Source organism: Streptomyces sp. NPDC001220, from assembly GCF_053597895.1.
The window spans coordinates 36,779-62,149 of record NZ_JBSFJE010000008.1; the positions used below are offsets into that span (position 1 = coordinate 36,779).

Here is a 25,371-nt window from a genome sequence, read left to right on the forward strand (position 1 = left end):
CGCGAAGGCACGGGCACCGTCCTGGACAGCCCCCGGGAAGCCGAACGGGAGACGGAACCCGTCATGTGGAAGGGGCACGGCGGTGAAAACCAACAGTGGGTACTCGCCCTACCCTTCGGCACCTCCAGATCGCGAAGCGCCATGTTGCTGAGCACCCCCGTCGACCGGGCCGCAGCACGGGGTGTGGGACCGCCGCAGCGGCGAACGGTCCGTCCGGGGTCGTGCGGCCCCGGACGGACCGTTCTTCACTCGCATGCGATCCGCGACCGTGCGTCAGCGCAGGCCGAACGCCCGAATCACCGTCTGGTGAACGGCGTTGCCCGCCGAGTCCTCGGCGCTCGCCCTCAGCGACACGTAGGACGCATTCTTCGGCGCGTCCAGGCGGTACCGCCCGTCGTGATCGGAGGTGGCCCTGTGCCACGTCGTGCCGCCGTCGTAGGACATCTCCAGGGTCACCGCGCCGACCCGGCCTGCGCCGGCGGCACCCGGCAGCTGAGCGGCGGTGACGGTCAGGGTGTCGTGCCGTCCGGCCCGCCCTGCCGAGTCGGTGCCGACCTCGTAGTCGATCTGCACCAGCGGCAGCACCGCGTCGGAGCCGTCCGGCGTCGCCTTCGAGGTGAAGTCCCACTCGGTGCGGGTGCTGGAGGAGTACGGAGTGAACGCCACTTCGCGCTTGCCGGTGACGACCAGCCGGTAGGGCAGCTTGCCGGCGCCGGGTGCGTCACCGGAGACGTTCGTGAAGGTGCCCGTGCCCAACTCCGTGGTGCCCTGGTACAGGGTCTGCCGCTGCTCCGCTCCGCCGTCGATCTGGTTCATGCCGACGTGGTTGCGGCTGCCCCAGGCGGGGGCGTCGACGTACAGGTGGTCACCCCTGCGCGTGGGCAGACTGTAGACGTCGTTCAGGTAGGGCCGTTCGATCGGCTTGAACCACTCCTCGGACTGCGTGCTGCCCGCCCGGTAGGAGGCCTTGGGCCCGGCTTCGAAGACCATGCCGTCCGCGTACGCGCTCTGGCTCCAGCTGTTGAAGCCCCCGGTGGAGACCCAGTCGGTCCGCTTCCCCCGCACCGGCTCCGGCATCATTCCGCCGACGGCCCAGTCGTTGTAGGCCGGCCAGTCGAACCGGAACTCGCCGCCGGTGCTGCCCGGGGCCGGGCTGTCGAAGGTCTCGTCGACCCGGGCGAGGTTCTTGGAACTGCCCTGCACCACCATGTGGCTGGGGATCTCGTTGTGCCAGGTCCGGTCGAGGTCGTAGACGTACGGGCTCACGGGCGCGGAGCCGACCGTGACCGAAGCGCCTCGGGCCTGGGCCTGCCGGACGAGCTTCTCGCCCTCGTCGGTGCTGAGCAGGCCCACGTCGAGCGGGATGGGCAGCGAGCTGAACGGCGCGTTGTAGGAGCGGAAGCCGCGGCCGTCCACGTTGTTCACGACCAGCATGAGCTTCGCGCCCGCGGCCATCGCGGCGGCCGCCTGGGCCATGTCGGACACGTCGTCGTTACGGCGTACCACCACGGCCTTGCCGTGCACGTCGAGGTGAGCGTAGTCGGCGCTCGCGCCCTCCCCGGCGAAGACCAGGGGGAACTTGACGCTGCCCTTGGGCAGGGGGGTGACGCCGTCCTGGCGCAGCACGTCGGTGAAGTCGGTCGTCCGGGTGGAGACGGACAGTGCCGGCTGCTCCTTGCGCCACCGAGCCGCCAGGTAGAAGTCGCCGTGGGTGACCTTGTGAGTGGTCGGCTGGGCCCACAGGCTGTCGTAGTTGGTCTGGGTCTCCATGTAGTCCCGCCAGTTCTGGCCGCCCATCAGGCGGGTGTAGTCCAGGCGCTGGTAGGTGGTCTCGGTCCGCTGCGGGGCGGTCATGTCGATGCGGTGGGCCTTGGACGCGTCGAGGGTGACGGTGGTGTCACGGTCCAGTCGGACGTCCGGGTCGCCAAGCAGTGCCATGCCCCACGAGTGGGGACCGTGGACGCCCTGCACCGTCTTGAAGGACAGCACCGAGTACACGTCGTTGGGCAGGTACATCTGCGCCGTACCGGAGTCGTCGATCACGACGAACTGCGGGGCGTCGTCACCGGACCTGAGCAGTTCGACCACGCCGGACATGGGCCGCCCCTGGGCGTCCTTGAACTCCATGGTCAGTTTGTGCTGGACGTCCCCGAGGGAGACGGCGGTGTGCGCCGCAATGTCGCCGGCCGTGGTCTTCGCGACGACCTGGCCGGTGTACCGGCCGTTGTCGGTGGTGATGCCCGAGCCGTCGATCGTCACGGTGACACCGGCGGTCCCGTGCGCGGGCACGACCACCTCGGAGGCGGAGAGCCGGAACAGCCCGGCGGGGGCGTGTGCCGCCTCGACGCTCAGCGCGAGGGTGACGGGCGTGTCCGTGGTGTTGGTGTACGTCACCGGGCGGCGCACGCCGCCGGCGGGACTCTGCGGAACCTGGGCGGCGTAAGCGGTCGCCGTGGCGAAGACTCCGGCATGCGAGGCCGCGGCGACATCGAGGCGGCCGCTGCCTGCCTGGAAGGCGTCGTACCGCGGGGTCTGCCGGGAACTGCTGGCCAGCAGGTCCTTCAGCTGGCTTCCGGTGAGGTCCGGATGAGCGGCGGCCATCAGCGCGGCGGCGCCGGTCACGTGGGGCGTGGCCATGGAGGTGCCGCTCATGGTCTGGTAGGCGCCCTCGCCGTTGCCGTCGAACTGGGAGTTGGCCGCGAGGATGTTGACGCCGGGCGCGGTTATCTCCGGCTTCAGCGCGCCGTCCACGCGGGGACCCTGGCTGGAGAACTCGGCCACGGAGTCGTCGGAGTCGACGGCGCCCACGGTCAGCGCGTCGCTCGCCGCGCCCGGTGCGCCGATGGTGCCGGGTGCCCCCGCGTTGCCGGCGGCGACGACGAACAGCGCGCCGGTCTCGGCGCTGAGCCTGTCGACGGCCTGGCTGAGGGGGTCGGTCCCGTCGGACGCCTGACCGTCACCGAGGCTCATGTTGATGACCTTGGCGTGCTGGTCGACCGCGGCCCATTCCATGCCGGCCAGGACCCAGGAGGTCTGACCGGACCCGGTGTCGTCCAGCACCTTGCCGATGTCGAGGCGGGCGCCGGGTGCGACACCCTTCTCCCTGCCGTCGGAGGCCGCGCCCGTGCCGGCGATGATGGACGCGACATGCGTGCCGTGACCGAAGTGGTCGTCCGTGTTCTCGTCCGGTACGAAGCTCTGCCGGCCCGCGACGCGGTCCGCGAGGTCGGGGTGTCCGGCGTCGACGCCGGTGTCGAGGACGGCCACGTCCACGCCCTGTCCGGTGTTGCCGTCCGCCCAGACCTGGGGGGCACCGATCTGGGCCGTGCTGTCGGCGAGGTCGGCGTGGACGAGGCCGTCCAGCCAGATGTGCGCGATCCCGTCGGCGAAGGCCGGTGCGGCGGACTGCTTGCGGGCGCCGTCGGTCGTCGCCGTCCCGGCCACGGACTTCCAGAAGTCCGCGGCGTGCGCGCGGTCCGCGGTGACGGCGGCGCCGTTGATGCCGTCGAGGGTACGGACCCGGGTCGCCCCGTCGGGCAGGGCGGCGGCCTTGCTGCGCGCGCCGGCGGAGCCCGCGTAGGAGACGATGAGCGGCAGTCGGTCGCGGTGCGCGTCGTCGTACCTGTCGGCGATCATGGCTGTGACGTTGAACAGCTGCCGGTCCAGGATGCCCTTGGCCACGAAGGGCAGCACGGACTGGGGGAACACGTAGAGGTCGTCGCCCGACGTCAGGATGTGGGTCTCTACCGGGCGCCCGTCGGCACCGCGGACGCTGACGATGCCTCCGGTCCCGTTGTCGGCGCCGGAGCTCTGCCGGGTGGTGACCACGTCACCGGTGATCAGCGTGACGGAGTGGTCGCCGGCGGGCACCCGGTCGGACGTGGATACGGTGGACGGGGAGTCGGCGGCGACGGAACGTGCTGCCGAGGACGCGAAGGCCATCGCGTCGTAGGGGCCTGCCAGCGCGAGTACCAGAGCGCCGGCGGCAACCGGCACGCTCCAGCGTCTGCGGTGGTGTGCTTTCACTAGGTCTCTCCCGGCTCTGCGATCGGGCAGAGCACGGTCGTCCTCTGCCGTCCACGTGGCGCCCCCTGACCGGTCGTAGGCACCGAGGGTGCTCGGAGCCCTCCACAGGTGGCGTGAACGTTCAGAGTGAAAGCTTGTGAATGACGAATGTCTAGATCAAACTCGTGTCGCACATCGCCAGTTGGCGATTCGCGCCACGACCGTCCCGACTGCTCGTCGGGCGGTGGTCACTGGGAGGGCCGCCGGTGCTGAGCACCCTGGGGATCAGCGAGTTCGAAGAACGGGTCTACCGCACCTATCTGACCAAGTCGGACCGGACGACTGCCGAGATCGCCGAAACCCTTGGCACCACGCCCAGCCGGATCAGGCGCTCCGTCTCCCGGTTGGTGGAACTGGGCATGCTGAGGAAGGAAGGACACGGCCAGTACCGGCCGGTCAGCCCGCACACCGCGCTGAGGGCACTGCTGGCCAGACGCCGAGCCGAGACCGAGGCCGCGTTCACCGCGGTGTGGGGCACCGTCGACGACCTGGCGGACGAATACCGCGCCCGTCGGCTGCAGGAGGATCCGACCGGACTGGTGGAAGTGATCACCGGCGAGGCGGAGATCACGCTGCGCGTCGCGGAACTGATGCAGTCGGTCCGCACTCATTTCTGGGTGCTCGATCGACCCCCCTATCTGGGCCCCTACAGCACCGAGTTGGAGGAGGACCTGACGATGGACCTGCTGGGCCGCGGCGTCGACATACGGTCGGTCTACACCCCGGAGGCACTGGCACATCCGGACCGTTTCGAGCTGATCACCCACCTCGCCCAGATCGGCGAGCAGGCCCGCATCCTGCCGGCCCTGCCGTTCAGACTGCGCATCATGGACCGACGCGTCGCGCTCGTCGCGCTGGTCCCGGGCCGCTACGACAGGATCGCCGTCGTCCACCAGTCGGGCCTGCTCGACGCACTCCTCGAGCTGTTCGACTCCTACTGGCAGCGTGCGCAGTCGCTCGTCGCGACCGATCCGTCGACGCCCGACGGGCCGAGCGCGCAGGACATCCTGCTGCTGAAGATGATGCAGGCGGGATACAAGGACCAGGCAATCGCCCGGCAGTTGGGGACGAGCACACGCACCGTCACCCGCCGGATCGCGGCGATCGCGTCCGAGCTCGGCCTCGACACCCGCTTTCAGGTCGGAGCCGAGGCCGCCAAGAGGGGCTGGATCTGACACCCGGCATTGATCAAGTCCGTGTGTGTCGACGTGGACCATCTCCCTCGCGGATCCTCACCTCCACTCCCCCGCCCACCGGACAGGCCCCTGATCCCGAGGTCAGGGTCTCGGCGAAGTCGCGCGATGCCCGGTTCGTGGTCTCGGGGTTCTGGGAAGTGAGGCGCATCGAACGGCGCGGGCCCCATGAACCCGAGTGCTGATAGCTTCGCGCCCGTGATCGTGTATCCGCTGTGGCATGTCGGCCACCAGAACGAAGCCGGCGACGACGGCTCGACCGTGCACGTCGATGAAAGTGGCGTGTTCTGCGACGAGTCGGACGGTGACGACGTGAAGCTGCTGGGCATCTACTCAACCCTCGAACGGGTCGAGGAGCGTGTGCGGCAGGCTCGACTGCTGCCGGGCTTCCGTGATGAACCGGAGTGCTTCTACTTCGACCCCTGCGAGCTCGATGAGGACGGTTGGACCGAGGGCTTCGTTCGAGTCCCGCCGGGCGAGTAGGTCTGTGGGCAAGGCTTCGGTGGGATGCCGGTTCCTGGTCACGTGAGCCCGAGGAGCGCGAGGGGACGGGTCACGTCGTCGGCGTTGCGCCGCAGGCCGGCGGCGATGTCGCGGGCGCCGTTGAGCCGCTGAGCCGTTGAGCCGTAGGGCGCCGATGGCGAGGTTGCGCCAGGTGGCCGCGTCGCTCGTGACTACGACTCCAGCCAGCTCGGACATGGAGTCCAGCAGCGGTTGGAAACTAGGGCTCTTGCCGTCCACGGCCAAGCCGCAGAGCTGGGCGGTCCAGGTCTCTCTCGGCCGGCGGTCTGCAGAGCGACGGCCACTGCTCGACGGTCACGCGAACCGTCGGACCAGGCCCAGGAGCAGTGGTAACCCGACGAGTACCTCAGGGATCAGTTCCTCCTGGACCTGTAAGCCACGACGGCCGCATCCTGCACTCGGGCGACCTCCTTACGCTCGTTTTCGGGACCTGTCGTCAGCAATATGTGGTAACGGCCGCCGATAAGCACGGCCGCATTCTTTACAAATAGGCTCTTCCCCTCTTCGGTTTCCCATGTGAACTGTCCCTCGGCTTCGGTGAACTTGCCGACTGTGACCGTACGCATCCCGGTTGCGGTGCCCCAGCTCGTATCCCGAAAGGGCTGCAGTTCCGGTTCGACCTCGCGCTGATAATCCATGGGGTCTTTGGCAGCCCCCGTGGCGGAGTCACGGCCGGGAACGACAGTGAGCGTGTAGGCGCCCTGGGTGTAACGGTACTGTCCGGAGGCGTTCTTGGCGTGCTGCTTCCAACCCGCCGGAACGACGGTGCTGAACTCGGGCTGCTGAACGTGTACGTATCCGCCGCTGGACGAGGGCGATGGTGTCGGCGTTGTGGCTGAATGTGTTGAGCGTCCCTGAGTCGAATCACGCGCCTGCCGTCCAGCGGCGTCCAGGTATCTCGTTCCGAATGGAGCGGCGGCCAGAAGCGCCAGAGCCGTCAGCCAGCTCCAGCGCCTCCATCTCCCGACTCCCGGGTCTGGTGACTCGCCGGTCGGTTCCTGTCGACGCGGCGTCGAGCCGTCGTCCGGTGCACGCCCTGGCGACGCCCCCCTGTGCCTTCCGCGCGGCCGGTCCCCGGACTTCCGGCTCAGCAGATCGATGACGAGTGGTCCCGCATCGACCGGTGGAGGGGGCGGTCTCTTGCCGGTCCCCACCGTTTCGGCGCCCCCGTCCATGAGGCCTCCCGGCAAAGAGCCTGCACCGTAAGCGCCGCCGAGGAGCTTCGGTAGCGGGGCAGCCTGCTGATGCGACGGCTCGGGTCCGTCCGGTTTGCGAGTCGGCACCGTCGTCGCGCGGTTGCGTACCAGGGCGATGACGTGACCGGCATTACGTGCCCGCTGCTGCGGCAGTGGCCGGGACTTTGCCTCCAACTCCCTGCGCACATGCCAGAACAGTGCTTCCATCTCCAGTGGATCCGAGGCGCCCGGGACCCCGAACTCCAGGGCCTTGAGCAGCTCGCCGGTGAAGGCTGTGTAGGTCTCTCCTTCGGGCGCCCAGGCGAGTTTGGTTTCAGCCGAGGCCGTCATCAGGTAAGTGCCCTCGATCAAGGCATGGTTGGCCACATCCACAGCGGGCCCCATATGTCCGACCAGCGCACGGCCGCTGTAACAGCAGTCCAGAATCACCACCTTCCGGGTCGCGGTACAGGTGTCGACCAACTGCTGGCGCAGGTCCTCATATGCCACGGCGCGATAGAGGCGCTTGGCGTGCGCGGTGGGCAGGGCCAGATACAGCTCGCCGCCGGCAGAGACCAGCCCGTGTCCCGCGAAGTACACGACGAAGGCGTCTTCCGCCTCGGCCGCAGCGTCGTGCACCGCGTCCAACACCATCTCGGGAGAGGAAGGATTGAGCAGGACCGTGCACTGTTCAGGGCTCCCCAGTCCCCACAGATCCGGGTCTCCCAGAACCTGCGCCAGACGGTCGATGTTGTTCGTCACCGACGGAAGGTCGGGCAGTACGGCGTAGTCCGCCACTCCGACGAGCACGGCACGGGATGTGGCCGGGTCGGGTAACAGTCTCACTGACTGTTCTCCGCTCCCTCAACGGCTGCCCCCGGTTCCTCGTCCCGGTCACTACCGGCCGTCGACTGCAGCGCCTGCACGATGCGCCGGATGGTCTCCTCCGACGCATCGTCCACGGTGAGTGGGCGGTCGGTGGCTGTGACGGTGATGGTGATCGGCGGCGCGGCCGGACGCGCCGTGCGCCAAGCGGCATACGACATGGCCAGGTTCAGGGCCGAGAACCCCTGGCTGAGGACCAGGTCGATGATCTCGACCGCCCCCATGGCGCCGCCCGGCCGTCCACTTGGCATCAGTTCCACCGTCGCGTGCCGTCGCACATCGGGATCCTCCCTCAGCCACCTGTAGAGGTCGGAAACGGTGTCATGGCCGTCTTCGGCGGTCGTCGCCACCCGGATGTGCATGATTTCCCCTGCCTTTCCTTCTCGCCCACGATAGGGAAGGTTCGGCCGCCCGGTAGCCAAAACGTCCTCGAGGCCCGGGCCTTCCTGTCGTTGGTCTAGGGCGTCGTATGGAGATCGTTTGGGGCCGTCCGGACGGTGGGGAACCAAGAGCGACGGACGCCTGTGCGGAATGCCGATGCCGAGATCAATGCCGTTCCGTCCGCTCCCGGAGCTGCGACCAGCACCGAGGACCAGGCCCCCAAAGTTCGGGCCTCCGTCAGATTGCCAGGGCCGAGGGCAAGCGCCGCTTCGACGTCGGGGCCGCGGTACGGACCAAGTCCGGTCATCCGGAGCGGGGGTTAACGCAAGCGCACACCGCAGGGGGCAGAGCGGCGGGCCACGGGGTGGCGATCAACCACCCAGCCCGAACAGGTTGAACGTGAGCGCCGTGCGGTCCGGCGTCCGCAGCTCCTCCAGCGAGCGAATCTCTGCCAGACGCAGCACCGCCGCCGGTTGGGGCAGCCCGTGCATCCCCTGGGTTGGTCCAAGGGCCGTCAGGCGTCCTTGGCGCTCTTCGCGTCCGGCGGCATGCTGCTCGATGACGCCATGGCAACGAACAGCGGCATCTTGTACAGCGGAGGGGGTTCGCCTGCCAGACCCAGTCGCTGCCAGGCCAGCTGAGCGGAGAACTTCAACACCCGACGCGCGCGCATGACGAGCAGGAAGGCGAGTGGCAGCTCCACCAACACAGCCGAGGCTATGCTGCCCCACACGTCGCCTCGCCCCAGACTCAGGGAGATGTCGAACCAGGCATCGCAGACCAGAAGCGTCGCCGCCACGAAGGACATCGGAACCAGGGCCTGCCGTCTCAGCAGGACTGCCGCTCCGGCACCGGCCAGCGACACGAGCAGCATGATGTCAAAGCCCACCCACACCATGGGCCAGTACCGAGCCTCATAGCGATCGGGCAGTGAGACAGCCAGATAGACGGTCCACGGGACGAGCACGATCACGCACAAGGCGAATTGCCCCACCGCCCGTCGGTGGCGGCGGCGCAGCGTGGAACTGTCCGGTACGAGTGCCTTGGCCGTCTCACCTGTCGAGGCGGTGGGGTTGCGCTGCTCGCTCATCTCTGCCTGTCCCTGATATCAGCTCCGGGCCCGAGCCGACTCCGTCGGTGACCGCACCGCTGATCGCATCACACGGGCAGCACACGGGCGTCAGGAGGCCATGCCGCGAAACCTGTGGATCGTTCCTCGATACTACGGCGCGCGCATGTGGCGTCCGCAGCCGGACGCGGCATGTCACAGAGCAGGCGAGTGTGCGTCCGGTTGCAGCACTCCGGATGGGGATCTTTGCTGGTAGGTACAGATCTGACTGCACCATGCCGCCCGACCGGGCGACCGAGCGCGGGGTGGCTGGAGTCGGCGGCCGGGTCCGCGTACGGGTTGCCCAGGGAAGAAGTGGATGACATGGGACAGCTTGACGGCAAGGTCTGCCTGGTGACTGGCGGCTCAACCGGGATCGGTCTGGCGATAGCCCGCCGGTTCGTGGCCGAGGGCGCCACGGTGTACGTCACGGGCCGACGCGAAGCAGAGCTGGACTCGGCCGCGGAAGCCCTCGGGGACCGGGCCATCGGCATCCGGAGCGATGTCTCCCGTCTCGACGATCTCGATCGCCTCTTCGCCTCCATCCAGGCCGGCAGCGGACGGCTGGACGTGGTCGTCGCCAACGCCGGCGGCGCCGAGCTGGCGCGGTTGGGCGAGATCACCGAGGAGCAGTACCGATCGACCTTCGACATCAACGTCAAGGGCACGATCTTCACCGTGCAGAAGGCGCTCCCGCTGCTGCCGGACGGCGCCTCCGTGATCGTGCTCTCGTCCACGAATGCGTCGATGGGCCTTCCGGCCATGACCGTGTACAGCGCCACCAAGGCGGCCATCCGCAATCTGGCCCGCACCTGGGCCGCCGAGCTCTCGGAGCGCGGGATCCGGGTCAATGCCATCAGCCCGGGACCGATCGAGACTCCTGGCATTCGCGGTCTGGACAGCCCGTCCGATGGCGAAAAGCAACTGGCGGACAGCATCAGCGAGGAGATCCCGCTCGGCCGGATAGGGCGCCCCAGCGAGGTCGCCGCCGCGGCGGTGTTCCTGGCTTCGGAGCAGAGCTCCTTCACCACGGGAGCGGAACTCTTCGTCGACGGTGGCCTTGTCCAGGTCTGAAGCCGCCTGACGGCGACCGGCGTGGGTGTGCAGGCGTGTCGGCGATGAGGGGGCCCAGAGACATCCCCCGGCCCGCCGACCGAGGGGGCGAAGGGCCGAGGGGGCGAGGGGGCGAGGGGGCGAGGGGGCGAGGGACTGGCTCTGCCAGGTAAGGGTTCCGATCCGTGCCGTCCCGTGCCGTCCCGTACCGGCGCGTTCCGCCGACCGTCCGGCGCGGCCCCGGCACTCGGTCCTCACGCGACATCCACATCCCGTACAACTTGTGGCTGTTCCCCCATCACGGCCTCTGCGCTAGCCTCTCTGGCCGTCGTCCCCCGCCTGTGGCAAGGCCACCGATCACGACCGACACGGCGGTCGGGCCGGCTTCCCTCTGGCGTTGTCGAGTGCACCCAGGAGAGAAGCGCAGCCGTGAACCATGTCGATGCGCCCGTGCGGGACGCGCGCGGTCCGGCCGGGCCGGACGTCCCGCGGCCCGGTGAACTTCAGGCCCTGCTCGCCGAGGGCACCCTCGCCGTGGTCGACGACGGTGATCTGCGCACCGGCCGAGACCGCTTCGAACGCGCCTACCGGATCGCCGAGTCGATGGGCGATGAACGGGCGATGGCGGTGGCCGCCCTCGGCTTCGGCGGCCTGTGGGTGCACGAGCACCGGACGGTCGCCGGCTCGGTACTCCTGGAATCGCAGATACGCCGGGCGTTGGAGTTGCTGGACCCGCGGTCCTCCCTGGCACTGAGGTTGCGGATCAGGCTGGCCGGGGAGGGCGACTACCGCAGCGGCGACAACACGGCGGTACTGGCGCTGCTCGAGCAGGCGAGTTCGCGGCAGAATCCGATGGCGCGCGCGGAGGCTCTGAGCCTGGCCCATCACTGCCTGGTCGGCCCGGAGCACGGCGCACTTCGCCGCGAACTGGCCGCCGAGCTGGTCGCGGAGAGCTTCCGTACCTCCCGCCGCAGCGATCTGCTGATGGGTCTGCTGTGGCAGACGGTCGACATGTTCCTGGACGGTGACCCGCACGCGGAACGCTGCCTGGCGGAGCTGCGCGGCCTGCTGGCCGAGCGGGACCATCTCGCGGTGGGCTTCGTCGTGAGCGCGATGGAGGTCATGCTCGCCGTCCGCGCGGGCCGCCTCGACGAGGCCGAGGCCCTGGCCAGGACGTGTGCCGAGCGCGGGGTCGCCGCCGGTGATGTCAACGCCACGGTGTGGCATGCCGCGCAGCTGGTGACCATCCGCTGGTACCAGGGCCGGGTGCTGGAACTCGTGCCGCTGCTCAGCGAAGTGGTCAACTCCCCCACGCTGAGCGCCGTGGACGATCACGCCCGGGCCGCGCTGGCGGTGGCCGCGGCGACGGCCGGGGACCGGCGGAAGGCGGTCAGTGCGCTGGCCACGCTGTGCGGTCGCGACCTCGGCGACCTGCCGGTGTCCAGCAGTTGGATGGTGACGATGCATGGTGTCGCGGAGGCCGCCTATCTCCTCGACGACACCGCCACGGCGGCGCGGGTCTACGCGTTGCTGAGTCCCTACGGTCACCTGCCGATGGTGGGCAGCCTCGCCGTCGCCTGCTTCGGCTCGGCCCACCACGCGCTGGGGGTCGCCGCGTTGACCGTGGGAGACGTCGACCGGGCCGTGACCCATCTGCGGTATGCGGTACGGCAGAATCTCGCCCTCCCGCACTGGCCCGCGGTCACGGCCTCCCGGGACCGGCTGGCGGAGGCACTCGTACGGGCCGGCCGGCAGGCCGAGGCCGACGCCGTCCGCCGGGAGTTCGCGATGGCTGCCGAGGGGGCCCCGCCGGCGCCGCCGAAGACCGACGGGCCTGACAGCCCGGGTCCGCAGGGCGAGGACGGGCAGGGGCGGCCAGCGGCGTTCTGCGCCCGGTTGGGCCGTAAATGGCGGATCGACCTCGGCGGCCGCAGTGTCCTGGTGGAGCACAGCGTGGGAATGCTCCACCTGGTGGTGCTGATCGCCAACCCCAGCCAGGAGATCCGCGCCGTCGACCTCGTGGCAGGGCTGACCGCGCTCCACGTGGCCGCCGAGCATACGGCCCTGTCCGGGCAGCCGGTTCTGGACCGGGTGGCGACGCAGGAGTATCAAAAACGTCTGGCTCGGCTGCGCACCGAACTGGACGAACTCGAGGCGGCCGACGACCATGAGCGCGCCGCCGTGGCCCAGGTCGAACACGACTGGGTGATGAGCCAGCTTGCGGGTGCCACGGGTCTGGGCGGACGCGTCCGCCGCTTCCCCGAGGGCGAGGAGCGCTCCCGGGTCGCGGTGAGCAAGGCCATCCGCCGGGCACTGGACCGGATCACGGCCGCGGATCCGGTGATCGGTGAACACCTACGGCACGCGGTGCACACCGGGGTGCGGTGCTCGTACTGGCCGGCATGACGTGTGCATCACGCACGCCCGGCCTGCGGCACCGGCCGGACCGCGGGCTCCCCGCCTTGCTCCGCCCGGCCCGCGGCACCGGCCGGACCGCGGGCTCCCCGCCTTGCTCCGCCCGGCCTGCGGCACCGGCCTGACCGCGGGGCTCCCCCCTTGCTCCCGGGCGACCGGCAGGTTGATCTCAACGCGATCCGCGCCCTGCACGCGGCCCGTTGTGCCGGATTCTGCGGGGCCGCCACGGCCGAGCGACCGGCCCACGCCGTTCCCGGCACCGTCCTGCCCTTCAGCGTCGACTCCGCGCTCGAACTCGTCGCGGACCTGGATGCCGTGGCACAGCCATGTCTGCACTTGATCGGCGCCGTCTCGTCCCGACGTATCACCCTCCCGGCCTGGAGCGTGCGGTGGCTGATGAGGCAGAATCTGGCGCGGCCAGGCATGTGTCGGCTGATCTGCGCCGTTCTCACGTGCTGGGGCCCTGAGCCGGGCCTTCGCCGCACGGGAGGCGGTCCCGGCTATGGCTGCGTCGTCGAACTGGTCGATGCCGGAAACCAGCGGAGCGGACCGGCTGAGATGACGGCGGGTCGGGGAGCGAAGTGGAGCCATGACGAGGATGGACGCACCGGCCGAGGACGATCCAGGCCCGACGGGACTCGGCGCCGAGCCGGCGGCCGACCTCGAGACCCTGCTCGCGGCTGCCAGCCGGGCGCTCGTCGTCGAGGGTGACCTGCAGACCGGTCGGCGGCGGTTCGACGCGGCCTACCGGATCGCCGAGTCGACGGGTGACGCACCGGCGATGGCCGTCGCGGCGCTCGGCTTCGGCGGTCTCTGGGTCCACGAACACCGCACGGTCACGGGTTCCGCGCTGCTGCGGGCACGGCTGCGTCAGGCGTTGTCGCTGCTCGCCCCGGACTCCCCGCTCGCTCTGCGGCTGCGGGTCAGGCTTGCCAGCGAGACCGACTACCGGGCCGGTGAGCACGCCGCGACACTCGCCCTGCTCGACGAGGTGAGGCTGACAGCCGACCCGGTGGCGCGGGCGGAGGCCCTCAGCCTCGCCCACCACTGCGTGCTCGGCCCGGACCACGGCGCGTTACGCCGAAAACTGTCGGTCGATCTCGTCGCGGAGAGCTTCCGCACCGCACGGCACAGCGACCTGTTGATGGGCCTCCTCTGGCAGACGGTCGACCTGTTCCTGGACGGCGATCCGCATGCCGAGCGCCGTCTGGCCGAGCTGCGGGATCTGCTCGCCGAGCGGGATCACCTCACGGTCGGCTTCGTGGTGAGTGCGATCGAGGTGATGCTCGCCATCCGGGCGGGCCGTCTCGACCAGGCCGAGACACTGGCACGCGCCTGTGCCGAGCGCGGGGCGGCCGCCGGTGACGTCGATGCCACGGTCTGGCTGGAAGGGCAACTGCTCACGATCCGGTGGTACCAGGGGCGCGTCGAAGAACTGCTGCCCCTGCTCGGGGATCTGGTGCACTCCCCCGAGCTCAGCCCGGTGGACAACCATGGTCTGGCCGCACTCGCGGTGGTCGCCGCGGTGGCCGGGGACCGGCGCAGAGCGGTCGGCGCGCTGGCCATGCTGTGCGGCCGCGACCTTGCCGACCTGCCGCGTTCGAGCAGTTGGCTGGTGACGATGAACGGCATCGTGCAGGCCGCACACCTGCTTGACGACGTCGAGACGTCGGCTCGGGCGTACGACCTGCTGAGCCCGTTCGGTCACCTGCCGATGATGGGCAGCCTCGCCGTCGCCTGTTTCGGCTCGGTGCAGCACGCCCTGGGGGTCGCATCGTTGACCATGGGAGATCTGGACAGCGCGGTGGAGCACTTCCGCGCGGCAGTGCAGCAAAACCTCGCGCTGGCGCACTGGCCCGCGGTCATGGCTTCCCGGCAGCTGCTCGCGCAGGCCCTCGCCCGCCGGGGCCGGCCGGACGACGACGACGCCGCCCGGCGCGAGCTGGCCGCCGCCTCGGAGCCGGCCGCGGCACTGCAGGACGCCGGGCGGCCCGGCGATCCGGAGGAAGAGCCGCCGGCGGCGGAGGCGACCTGTGCCCGCCAGGGCCGGAAGTGGCGGATCGGTCTTGGCCGGCGGAGCACGCTCGTCGAGCACAGCATCGGAATGTTCCATCTCGCGGTGCTCATCGCCAACCCGCGTCAGGAGATCCGGGCCGTCGACCTGGTGGCGGGGCTGACCGCGCTCGGCGGTGCCGTCGGGAGTAGTGGCCTCTCGCAGCAGCCGACGCTGGACCGGGTGGCGGAAGACGAGTACCGACGCCGCCTGACAAGGCTGCGTTCCGAGATGGCCGGCCTCGAGTCGAGGGACGAACACGGGGACGCTGCCGGCTCCCGCCGCGAACACGACTGGCTGGTGACCCAGCTGGCCGGTGCCGCGGGACTGGGTGGGCGCCTCCGCCGCTTCGCCGAGGCCGACGAACGAGCGCGGATCTCCGTGGGCAAGGCGATCCGCCGCGCGCTGCAACGGATCGCGGATGCCGACCCGTTGATCGGTGAACACCTGCGCCACACCGTGCACACCGGACTACGGTGCTCCTACTGGCCCACGTGACGTACGTCCGGGACGTCCCCGTACGCACGCGGACGGGCTTGCTCGGGTCCGGTCGTGCGGGCCGCCGGCCGGCCCTGTCCGGGGCGTGGACCCCGTCGGGGCCGCCGGCGGTGGCGCACCGTACCCGGTCAACCGCCCGCTCACTACTGCCTTCCCAGGCCCCGGCACCAGCGGGTCGGCGTCGGCCGCCAAGCAGTCCCGTGGACGGTCCGCGTCACAGCGCGGTCAGCGTCTGCCAGGTCGTGGACGCGACGACCCCGTCCGCCGGAAGGCTGTGGGCGGACTGAAAGGATTGCATCGCGCTGCCGGTGGACGCGCCGAAGACACCGTCCACGCTCAGCGCGGCCCCGTGGGCGTTGAGCTGGCGCTGCAACGCCGTCACCGCGGGCCCGCTGCTGCCCTGCCGCACGGCAACGGCGAGGGCCCGCCAGGTCGCCGGTCCGACGATCCCGTCGGGGGACAGACCGCGGCTGGACTGGAAGGACTGCACCGCGCTGCCGGTGGACGGGCCGAAGGCGCCGTCCACGCTCAGCGTGGCTCCCCTGGCGTTGAGCAGGTACTGCGCGGTCCTGACCCGCTCACCGCTCGCCCCCTGCTGAACCACCGGCCAGCCGGCGCTCGGAAGCGGCGTACCGCGGCCCGCGGGCACGGGGAAGGGAGCGGGAAGGAGCAGCTGTGTGTTGCGGGCATCGGCCGTTCCGCGGCGCTTGCCGATGCCGGCCGCCACCGCCTGGAGGTCGTTGGCCGCCAGCTCGCGTCCCAGTGAGGCCAGCGCGGCGGGGGTGCTGGTGTCCCCGTTGCACGACAGCGGTGCGTCGGAGTCGACCATGGTCGTGAAGATCGACAGGATGCCGCCGCCTTCGGCGATCTCGAAGATCCGGCTCTGGATGGGCCAGTCGATGTGCGACGCCGTGTTCACCTCCCAGAAGCCGTTGCCGATGGCGGACGGCCAGGAAGTCCTGTGGGCCGAGATGTTGTTGGTGTGGGTGTGGCCGTCGACCATGAGGATCACGTTCGGGAAGCGCAGTAGCAGGTCGCGGAGTTCCGTGCCGCCGTACGGTGACTCGCTGTCCGTGTTGTCCATGGAGTCGAGCGTGTGATGGCAGCAGATGACGATGAGTTTGTCGGTCACGTCAGGCTGGGTGACCACCGTCCTGGCCCTGGTGCCGTCTGAGTCGTCGAGTTCGTAGCGTGAACTGTTGGCCTTGAGCTGGGCGTTCAGCCAGTCCCACTGGTCGGTGTCGATGGCGCCGTCGGCCCCGCCGCTGGTATTGGTCGTGTCCAGCACAAGGAACTGGAACACGTCGCCGGTCCCCGAGGGAATCGCGTAGTAGCCCTTGTCGCTGCCGGAGGTGAAGCCGTGCCCGCGCGGGACACCGGTGGTGTTGAAGTGCTCCGCGATGAAATCGCTCCGCGCGAGCAGCCGCCGGGACGGGTCTGCCGTCACGTGGGCGGTCTGGAGGGTGAACTCGCCCGTCAGTACGTCCTTCAGCAGGTCCAGATAGTACGTCGCGGTGTTGTCGAAGACGTCCGGGAGGCCCTCGATCTCCGTCAGTTTGGTGGAGCCGGTGGCGATGCTCTTGAGCGGGTCGAAGGGGAGAACGTCGATCGGCACGTTGCCCTGGACGAGCGCGTCGTGGTTGCCGTAAGCGGCGTACCAGGGCATGCCCAGCCCGGTCGCCGTGAACGATCTGCGGGCGGCGTTCAGCAGGCCGCTCACGACGGGAAAGCCGTGCTGGGCGTTGGTGTCGGGCGGAGTCTGCCGTGCCTCCGGATGCCAGTAGTGGGTCTCCGTCCCGAACTGGCCGCCGGCCACGCTCTCGTCCTTGGTGAGGTCACCGGAGTCGGGGCGCACCGTATTGCCGTCGAGCAGGTCGATGTACCAACGCGACTCGTTGTACTGGCAGTTGTCGACCGCGTCGCCCGTGACAACGGTGAAGGCCAGCGGTGTGCTCGTCCGCGGGCTGCGGAGGACCTGCCGGACGGCTCGGCACATGGCGTCGGTCGTCTGCGTCGAAAGGAATTCGTGCGCGCGGTACGCCGATTCGGTCGGGTACGAGTTGTAGTGCGGAGGTCCGTAGTCCGCGAGCCGGTCCAGGCACTCGACCCGCAGCGGCGACTGGTCATCGACGATGTGCAGGTCGGACATCTGGGCGAAGGCGATCAGCGACCGGGTGACCTGCGGCGAGGTGGCGACGGTGAAGTCGTTGCGGATGATGTGCGGTTCGCCGGGCCCGGCGACCACGCCGTGGTATCCCAGGCCCAGGTCGGGACCGACCTGCACGGTCTGGTCCAGGGTGGTGAGCCCGAATGCGGCACCGGTGCCGAGAGGTGGCGATGCGGCACTGGCGACGGCACGCAGACCGCCGACGTCGATGGCCGCGGCCACCACAGCCACTCCGGCAGCGGTCAGGATCCTGCGTCGGGAGATTGTCATGTCGATTCCTTCGGTGTGGGGCGTGACATGCTGCGAAGTCGTCGTCCGCGCGTCCCGCGCCCCGGTGACCGAGGTCAGTTCCGGGGGCCGGTACCGGACGGTTCCGGGGTGGCGGAAACTCGCGCAGGTGCCGGCCCCGCCGCTGGGCGGGCGGGGCCGGCACCTGTGTTCAGGCGGAGGAGCGGGGCGGTTCAGGTGTCGCGGGGCCGGTCACAGCCCGATGATGCTGTGGGTGGAACGTAGCTGGAACTGGCAGGACTCCCAGGCCGACCAGCCGGTGCTGCTGGGGTCGGTCTGCGTGCAGTGGTAGAGCGTGCCCGTTTCGTCGACGGCGAACAGCTCGATCTTCGCGGCCCCGTTGCGCTCGGCGGCGACGTGGCGCATCCGCAGTGTGGTGCCGCCGTATTGGGTCGATATCTGGGCCCAGGGCTGCCAGGTGCCGGCGGCGGGGGCGGTCTCGAAGCGGCGCCAGAGCATCCCGTCGGGATTGGTGCCGAAGATCGCCAGGCGACCGTCGAGGTTGCGGGCCATGTCGATGGAGTCGAGGATGCCGTCGACCGGGAACACCCCGCCCCACTCGCTCTCCGTCTGCGCGTTGGCGACGTTCATCTTGCGCTGGACGAGGAGGCCGTCCTCCTTGATGGCGACCAGCACGGCGCGGCCATCGGAGCCCGTCTCGACGGCGAGCTGGATCGCGCTGCCGCCGAGCTGGGTCCAGGGCGTGAACCAGCCGTTCGAGGGGGTGTCGTCGTTGAGGAAGTCCTGCCAGCGGTGGCGGATGGTGTTGTCGTTGCGGGTCGCGTAGACCTGCATGCCGCCCCACTGGTCCTGGACGGCGGTCACCGAGGTGAAGGCGGAGTCGAACACCTGGGCCGCCGTGTAGGTGCTGCTGCCCACGCCGGTCTGCGCGCGACGGTTCACGAAGCCGTTCTGGTCGATGGCGAACACCTCGACCCGGCCGTCCTGGTGACTGCCGGCGGTGACGCACCGCCACCCCGGACCGGTGGCGAGCTTCGTCCAGGACTGGAGGTTGCCGCCCACGGTCTGCTGGCTGGTGTTCCACAGATTGCCCTGCGCGTCCGTGCCGAACAGCTCCAGCCGCCCGTCCTTGTTGCGGGCCGTGGCGATCGGGGAGCCGAACGGGAGTGGCGCGTGCAGCGGGAAGGGGGCCGGCAGGAGGAGTTGGGTGTTGCGGTCCTGGCTCACGCCCATGCGGTTGGTGATGCCGTGGCTCACCTCCTGCGGGTCGTTGGTGGCCAGCTCCCGTGCCAGGGAGGCGAGTTGCGCGGGGGTGCTGGTGTCACCGCCGAAGGAGAGTGGCGCGGCGGGGTCGACCATGGTGGTGAAGATCGAGAGGGTGGCGGGCCCGGCGGAGGAGCCGAACTCGCCCGCGTTCTGCGCGTCGGGACTCGCCATGATCTCGATGATGCGGCTCTGGATCGGCCAGTCGATGTGCGAGGCCGTGGAGATCTCCCAGAAGCCGCCGGAGATCGGGCTGGAGGCCGGTGTCGGATGCGGGACGATCTTGTTGGCGTGGGTGTGCCCGTTGACCATGGCGATCACGTTCGGGTAGCGCAGCAGCAGTGACTTGAGTTCGTCCCCGGTGTGCCGGTCCCCGAAGATGCCGCCGAAGATGCCGTCGTCGAGGTTGTCCATGGTGTTGAGCGTGTGGTGGCAGAACAGGACGTACATCTTGTCCTGCACACCGCTCTGCGTGACGATGCGGTTGTCGGTGTCGATGTAGCGCGAGCTGTTGGCCCTGAGCTGCTGTTCCAGCCAGTTGAGCTGGTCGGTGTCGATGGACCCGCCCGCGGCACCGGAGCCGAAGCCGTCGGTGTTGGTGTTGGTGGAGTCCAGGGTGATGTAGCGGATCAGGTCGCCGGAACCGGACGGGATCGCGTAGTAGGCCTTGTCGGTCCCGACGCCCTGGAACCCGTGCCCGACCGGCAGGCCGGCGGTGTTGAAGTGGTCCTGGATGAACGCCTTGCGGGTGAGCAGCCGCCGGTTGGGGTCCGCGGCGACCCGGGTTCCCTCGAGGTCCCAGGCGACCATCAGCTTGCCGAAGGTGCCGAGGTCGCTGTAATTGTCGGGCAGGTCGGCGGAGGTGCCGGTGGTCTTGGACGAGCCGACTGTCATGCCCTGTACATCGACGAGGTTGTTGTCGATGGGCTCGTTGCCCTGCCACAGCCCGTCGTGGTTGCCGTACGCCGCGTACCAGGGCATGCCCAGGCCGTGGGAGACGAACGGCCGGCGGGCCGCGCCCACCACTCCGCTCGCATCCAGCAGGCCCGGAACATAGGGAAATCCGAGCCCCGACGTGCCGGTGTACTGGTTGCCCGGCACCTGCTGCGGGGGCACCGACGGGTAGTAGTAGTGGTTGTCCGCGGTGCCACCGCTGGTCAGGGCGCCGCTGGAGAAGCTCTGGTCCAGTCCGAGCTGGCCGGAGTCCGGGACGATGGTCTGGCCGCCGTCGAGCAGGTCGATGTACCAGCGGTTCTCGTTGTGCTGGCAGTTGTCGATCGCGTCGCCTGTGACGATGGTGAACTGCAGCGGCTTCTTGCTCCGCGGGCCTTTGCCGATCCCGGCGATGGCCTGGCACATCGCGTCGACGACCTGGGTGGAGAGGAACTCGTGACCCCGATACGCCGAATCGGTGGGGTACGAACCGTAGTGCGGGGCGCCGGCGTCCGCGTAGCGGTCCATGAACTCGAGGCGCGCCGGCGACTGGTCGTCCACGATGTGCAGGTCGGTCATCTGCGCGAACGCCGCCAGCGCCATCGTCGGAGGGCCGAAGCGGGACCAGAGGTCGGTGCGGATGGTGTGCGGCTCCCCCGGCCCCGCGACGAGCCGCTGGTACCCCGCCCCTTGGGCGTAACTCGCCCGCTGCACCGTCTGGTCCCACGTGGTGACCACCTGCACGTCCGACGGGGAGGCGGCCGCCGCCTTGCCGGTCGCGACCGAGGTCGCGGCTTCGGCGGCAGCGCGGAAACCACCCGCGTCGATGGCTGCCGCCACCACGCCCGCTCCGGTCGTCGTCAATAGCATTCTTCGCGAGATACCCACGCCATGTCTCCCAGAAATGGTCCAACCTCGTCTCCCCTTACGGCGTTCCATTCCGTTCCACCTCGTTCCACGGGCGCGGTCCGGCGTGGGAGGTGTCACCCTGTCACCCGACGTCGATGCCTACGCCGATGCCGCAGATCTCGGCCTCATCGGCACCGACCCGCACACCCCGCCGTGCCGGCCCTCGGGCAGGACCACCCCGACGACGCCTTGTGCAGCCGGTCCGCCTGGTGGTCCGCGCCCCACTCGCACCCATGGGGGCACCCCCGAGTGCGGGACAAGGGCCAGGTCGCGCCGCGTGCCTGAGGCCGGCCCCAGCCATCCCCGCCCTGGCCGGTTCAGTCGGCCGCTCCGGGCTCAGTGCTGGGGGTCGCCGTCACCGAAGTCGGGGAGCTCGGTGACCAACAGGTGCTCAGCGCCGCCCTCGAGGGCTTGGGCCGTCTCGGCGGACCGGGGCAGCATCGTCTTCTCGTAGGCGTGGAGGGCGTCTTCGACTGTCGCCGCGTTCGCCAGGGACAGGGCGAGGTCGCTCGCGTCGAGCATGGCGAGGTTGACGCCGACACCCAACGGCGGCATGAGGTGGGCGGCGTCGCCGAGCAGGGTCACCGTCGCGTTGTGCTCCCAGGAGTGCGGCACGGGGAGGGCGAAGATCGGACGGTCCACGTAGGGGCCGTCGTTGTCGGTGATCAGCTGCTTCATGCGGGGTGACCAGTGGGCGTAGTGCTCCAGGAGCCGGGCGCGGATGGCACCGGTGTCCCGGGGCGGCAGGCCGCTCGCGGCGATCCAGTCGGCCGGGATGCGCTGGATCAGGTAGACGCGGATGTGGTCGTTGCCGTTGCGCTGGGCGAAGATGCCGCGCTCGCCGTCCGCGGCGTGCGCGCCGCCCTGACCGACCAGTTCGGCAATGTCGGGGTGACGTGCTTCGACGTCGGAGAACCACGCTTCCAGGAAGCTGACCCCGGTGTATTCGGGGACGGCCGGCGAAAGAGCCGGTCGCACACGGGAGAAGGCGCCGTCGGCCCCGATGACCAGGTCGGACTCGACGGTGGTGCCGTCGGTGAAGTGCAGCAGGCGCGGCCCCTGGGCGGGTCCGCCGACGCGATCGAGGCCGTGGCCCCAGCGCACCGTGCCGGGCTGGAGGGAGCCGAGCAGCAGGTCGCGTAGCCGGCCGCGGTCGATTTCCGGCTTGAACAGCTCGTCGGGCCTGGGGATCTGGTGCGAGGTGATCACGCCTGTCAGGTCCATCTGTCGCATCTCCTGCCCTTCGGGGCGGGCCAGCTCGAAGAACTCGTCGAGCAGGCCGGCTTCACGCAGGGCGATCTGGCCGTTGTCGGCGTGCAGGTCCAGGGTGCCGCCCTGGTCGCGTGCGTCGGGGCCGGCGTCGCGGTCGAAGACGGTGACCGCGATGCCGTGTCGCTGAAGGACGCGGGCGCAGGTCAGCCCGCCGGGTCCGGCTCCGATGATGCTGATGCGGGCGCGAGTGGGGTGAGGAGAAGTCATGGGTTCGTCCTTCGCTGCGGGATGGCTGGGCGTCGCGGCCGGAGTGGCGTTGCCGCGGCCGGGCCGCGGTGTCTTGTCCGCGCGGCCCGAGAAGCTGCGGGACGGCGTCTACTCGTCAGCTTCTAAAAGTAGAGTACGCAGAAAAGTAGAATGTGACAACTCTTATTCGAGTGGCACCTTCGGATAGGCTCACGGCATGACCGAGCCCGTTGTCAGCCGCCGAGAGCGCAAGAAGGCCGCCACCCGGCAGGCGATCGCCGACGCCGCACTCCGACTCTTCCTGGAGCACGGCTACGACCACGTGAGCATCAAAGACATCGCCGAAACCGCGGACGTGTCGACTGCCACGGTGTTCAAGCACTTCACCGGCAAAGAAGCCCTGGTGTTCGACCAGGAAGAGAGCACGGACGCCCACCTGGCCGCGGCCGTGCGAGAACGGCCCGCGGGTCAGAGCGTCCTCGTCGCCCTGCGCGAGCACGTTCTCGCCACCTGGCTGCCGATCGCCGCACACCCTCAGCGAGCGGAGTTCACACGCCTGGTCAACACCACCCCTGCGCTACGCGCCTACGCCGAGCGCATGTGGACCCGGCACACCGACACCCTCAGCGCGGCCATTGCCGACGAGTACGGCGTTGATCACGGCAATCTCGCCTGCGCCGCCCTGGCCCGATTCGTCCTGGAGGTCCCCGCCCTGGCCCAACGCCAGAAGGACCACAGAGCGGCCGTCGAGGAAGTCTTCGACATCCTCACCAACGGCTGGCAGCCGCCCGACAGCGACGACACCCCCGGAGGTACATGAGGCAACGGAACCGGCGACGGCGGAACCGGCGACGGCCGCAGCAGAGCAGAGCCGCCCCGGCAGCCCAGGCCCGGAACTGGCCACGGCGGCCACGGCGGCCACAGCGCCCAGCACGACGGCAATCCGTCACCGGTACCTGGCACATCAAGGTCGGCGACCGGTCGGTGAACGTGTCCTGCTTCGGCAAACCGGCGCCGCACGGCCGGTCGTCGCACTGATGGCCGGCCTGGGAAATGCCGTGGACAGCCTGACTGACACACAGACGAGATGCGCGCAGGGCCGGGTCTGCTCCCACGACCGAAGTGGCGAGGGCGAGCGCGAGAACGAGAGCGGGAGCGACTCGCCCGCGGGCCCGCGACAGCACCAGACCCGCGGGCCCGCGACAGCACCAGCAAGGTACTGACCGCGGTACTCGACCGGCTGACCGATCACTGGCCCGTCGTCCAGGCCGGGCACTCCCTGAGCAAGCTGATCGCCGCCCGCTACGTACCCTAGGCGATCACGCCTCCGCGATGATGTGGGCCTTCAGCCGGTCACAATCGGCGACCGCGTCCGGCACACGGTCGAAGGAGTCCTTCCAGAAATCCGGTCGCTGCCACTCCTGGGGCGCCCGGGCAGCCGGCCATCCTTCAGTCCGGCGACCCAACAGGTCAGCATCTGATCAGACACGATCGCGGCGACTCGATCTCGTCCCGCCGCGCACTGCGGTCAGGAAGCTGAAACAGGATCCGCAGCCGGGCAGTGAACACTTCCAGGACTGGTCCAGGCACCTGGCACCTCCGGAGCCCCCAGCCCGAGCGCTGCCCGGTCGGCTGGGCTCAGTACCATCCACGGGTGTCCTGGATACGACGTCGCACGCGCAAGGAGGAGCCGCCGGCCAACCGGCTGCCCGACCTGGAGTCCCTCGCCCTGGTGAGGGCCGGGCTCGAAGAGTTAGCGCCCGGTGTGACGCAGGGAGCCCAGCTCAAGGGGAACTCGTTGATCAGCCCACAAGGTTGGGCCGTGGCTGTAGCCCCGCCGCACCACGGGGGCGGCCGCCACTACGACCTCGTCGCGCTACCGGACGTCAGCCTCCAGCCGGACGTGCCGTGCTTCATGGACTGCGTCGTTTCGATGTCCGCCGATCCACAGGACGCAGCGAACTCGTGGGTGCAGACGGCAGGCGCCTGCCTGCTGGAACTCCTTGACCGAGGCGAGCACTTCGCGGACCACGCAGGCCCCGACGACGAGCGCGGCGTGCCCGGCTGGCACGTGATCACGTCCGGCGCGGTCGGCCTCGGACGCGACGTCGACGAGAACCGGCGGCTGCAGGGCGCGCTGCTTGAAGCGAACGTGCTGCACCGGATCGCGGACTCGTTCACCACGGACCTGGAATCGCCCTTCTTCAACGGCATCAAGGTCTTCTACGGCGGTAGCCCCGGCGCGATGCAGGCCGAGATCCGCGTCAACGGTGAGCGCCACGAGGCCGCTTCGGCAGCGATGGCAGCGCTCGAACTGCCCGAGCCAACGACGTTCACGGCAGTGCGGTTCTATGCACTGCTGCTTCCGCTACCGGCGGGCGGGGGCGAGCCGAGCTCCCCGACGGCCCAGCTCAATCTCGTTGCCACCTCCGTGCAACCAAATGCCCACGCCCACCATGCCGCCTGCGACTGCGGCGGCCACCTCGACCCGGAGCACCCCGGCTTCGATCTGGCCCTGCCCCACCTGCTCGCCGAGTTCACGGAGGAGGAGCGCCAACGCCTGGTGAAGTCCGATACGGGCGCGATCATCATCGCGGAGGGCGCCGGCAACTTCCTCAAGGTCCGCCTCCCGATCCGGCTGGACGACGGACGCACGGTGATCTACCTCGCCTGGGTCTACCTCCAGGCGGCCGTGATCGACGACTTCGTGCAGCGGGTCCACAACGACAACCTGGCCGGCCACCGTTTCGAAGGCCTGCTGTGCAACGCCATCGGCCCGTGGGGCGAGGAGGTCCTGCGCGCCCCCGTCGTCCTCGGCGGCCAACGGATCAACGAGGACGGCTCGGTCCGCCTCAGCGAGGTTCTGGAGTCCAGCCACCCCCTGCTCAGCAAGGTACTGAGCGAGACCTGGCCCGCAGCCCTCGTCCTCGGCGACCGCTTCACCCGCTCGCCGTCGAGCTGAGGTGTCGGCAGGGGACGCGGACCCGAAGGCGCGGAGCTCGACCCACTAGGACGGGGCGGCAGCGTCAGCTCCCCCACTCAAG

At 69.7% G+C, this 25,371-nt stretch carries 14 protein-coding genes; 7 read left to right on the forward strand and 7 right to left on the reverse strand.

What is annotated here, in order from left to right; all coding sequences use genetic code 11:
- Positions 1-273: 273 nt before the first annotated feature.
- Positions 274-3,942 (reverse strand): S8 family serine peptidase, encoded by a 3,669-nt coding sequence (locus ACWDGI_RS20210; RefSeq protein WP_450761357.1) that lies wholly within the window; start codon positions 3,940-3,942, stop codon positions 274-276.
- Positions 3,943-4,271: 329 nt separating this feature from the next.
- Here ACWDGI_RS20210 and ACWDGI_RS20215 point away from each other — a divergent pair, with 329 nt between their 5' ends.
- Both ACWDGI_RS20215 and ACWDGI_RS20220 read left to right on the forward strand, forming a co-directional pair.
- Positions 4,272-5,240, forward strand: a complete 969-nt coding sequence (locus tag ACWDGI_RS20215; protein WP_450760812.1) for a helix-turn-helix domain-containing protein — start codon at positions 4,272-4,274, stop codon at positions 5,238-5,240.
- Between the two features lie 216 nt (positions 5,241-5,456).
- Positions 5,457-5,741 (forward strand): DUF7336 domain-containing protein, encoded by a 285-nt coding sequence (locus tag ACWDGI_RS20220; protein ID WP_450760814.1) that lies wholly within the window; start codon positions 5,457-5,459, stop codon positions 5,739-5,741.
- Between the two features lie 392 nt (positions 5,742-6,133).
- Here ACWDGI_RS20220 and ACWDGI_RS20225 read toward each other — a convergent pair whose 3' ends face one another.
- The 3 genes from ACWDGI_RS20225 to ACWDGI_RS20235 all read right to left on the reverse strand — a co-directional run bounded on the left by ACWDGI_RS20225 (position 6,134) and on the right by ACWDGI_RS20235 (position 9,311).
- On the reverse strand, positions 6,134-7,801 hold the full coding sequence (locus ACWDGI_RS20225) for a caspase family protein (protein ID WP_450760816.1): 1,668 nt from the start codon (positions 7,799-7,801) through the stop codon (positions 6,134-6,136).
- Positions 7,798-8,202 carry an effector-associated constant component EACC1 gene (locus ACWDGI_RS20230; RefSeq protein WP_450760818.1) on the reverse strand — a complete coding sequence of 135 codons (405 nt, stop codon included), beginning with the start codon at positions 8,200-8,202 and terminating at the stop codon, positions 7,798-7,800. Before ACWDGI_RS20230 ends, ACWDGI_RS20225 begins: the two co-directional genes overlap by 4 nt.
- A 533-nt stretch (positions 8,203-8,735) precedes the next feature.
- The gene (locus ACWDGI_RS20235) at positions 8,736-9,311 is read right to left on the reverse strand and encodes a hypothetical protein (protein WP_450760820.1); all 576 of its coding nucleotides are present in this window, start codon (positions 9,309-9,311) and stop codon (positions 8,736-8,738) included.
- A 342-nt stretch (positions 9,312-9,653) separates the two neighbouring features.
- On the opposite strand from ACWDGI_RS20235, the gene ACWDGI_RS20240 reads away from it, so the two are divergent.
- The 3 genes from ACWDGI_RS20240 to ACWDGI_RS20250 all read left to right on the forward strand — a co-directional run bounded on the left by ACWDGI_RS20240 (position 9,654) and on the right by ACWDGI_RS20250 (position 15,348).
- Positions 9,654-10,403, forward strand: a complete 750-nt coding sequence (locus ACWDGI_RS20240; RefSeq protein WP_450760822.1) for an SDR family NAD(P)-dependent oxidoreductase — start codon at positions 9,654-9,656, stop codon at positions 10,401-10,403.
- A gap of 408 nt (positions 10,404-10,811) precedes the next feature.
- Complete coding sequence (locus ACWDGI_RS20245) at positions 10,812-12,788, forward strand: hypothetical protein (protein ID WP_450760824.1); 1,977 nt, start codon at positions 10,812-10,814, stop codon at positions 12,786-12,788.
- A gap of 598 nt (positions 12,789-13,386) precedes the next feature.
- A complete protein-coding gene (locus tag ACWDGI_RS20250) occupies positions 13,387-15,348 on the forward strand; it encodes a hypothetical protein (RefSeq protein WP_450760826.1) in 1,962 nt (653 codons plus the stop codon).
- Between the two features lie 214 nt (positions 15,349-15,562).
- Here ACWDGI_RS20250 and ACWDGI_RS20255 read toward each other — a convergent pair whose 3' ends face one another.
- The 3 genes from ACWDGI_RS20255 to ACWDGI_RS20265 all read right to left on the reverse strand — a co-directional run bounded on the left by ACWDGI_RS20255 (position 15,563) and on the right by ACWDGI_RS20265 (position 22,348).
- Entirely contained in the window at positions 15,563-17,785 is a 2,223-nt protein-coding gene (locus ACWDGI_RS20255) for a TIGR03767 family metallophosphoesterase (RefSeq protein WP_450760828.1), read from the reverse strand.
- Positions 17,786-17,995: 210 nt separating this feature from the next.
- Entirely contained in the window at positions 17,996-20,824 is a 2,829-nt protein-coding gene (locus ACWDGI_RS20260) for a TIGR03767 family metallophosphoesterase (protein WP_450760830.1), read from the reverse strand.
- 381 nt (positions 20,825-21,205) lie between these two features.
- Positions 21,206-22,348, reverse strand: coding sequence for an FAD-dependent oxidoreductase (locus tag ACWDGI_RS20265; protein ID WP_450760832.1), 1,143 nt, complete (start codon positions 22,346-22,348; stop codon positions 21,206-21,208).
- A gap of 196 nt (positions 22,349-22,544) precedes the next feature.
- Between ACWDGI_RS20265 and ACWDGI_RS20270 the strand changes: the two genes are divergently transcribed.
- On the forward strand, positions 22,545-23,147 hold the full coding sequence (locus ACWDGI_RS20270; RefSeq protein ID WP_450760834.1) for a TetR/AcrR family transcriptional regulator: 603 nt from the start codon (positions 22,545-22,547) through the stop codon (positions 23,145-23,147).
- An 834-nt stretch (positions 23,148-23,981) separates the two neighbouring features.
- Positions 23,982-25,289 carry a DUF6348 family protein gene (locus ACWDGI_RS20275; RefSeq protein ID WP_450760836.1) on the forward strand — a complete coding sequence of 436 codons (1,308 nt, stop codon included), beginning with the start codon at positions 23,982-23,984 and terminating at the stop codon, positions 25,287-25,289.
- Positions 25,290-25,371 lie beyond the last annotated feature (82 nt).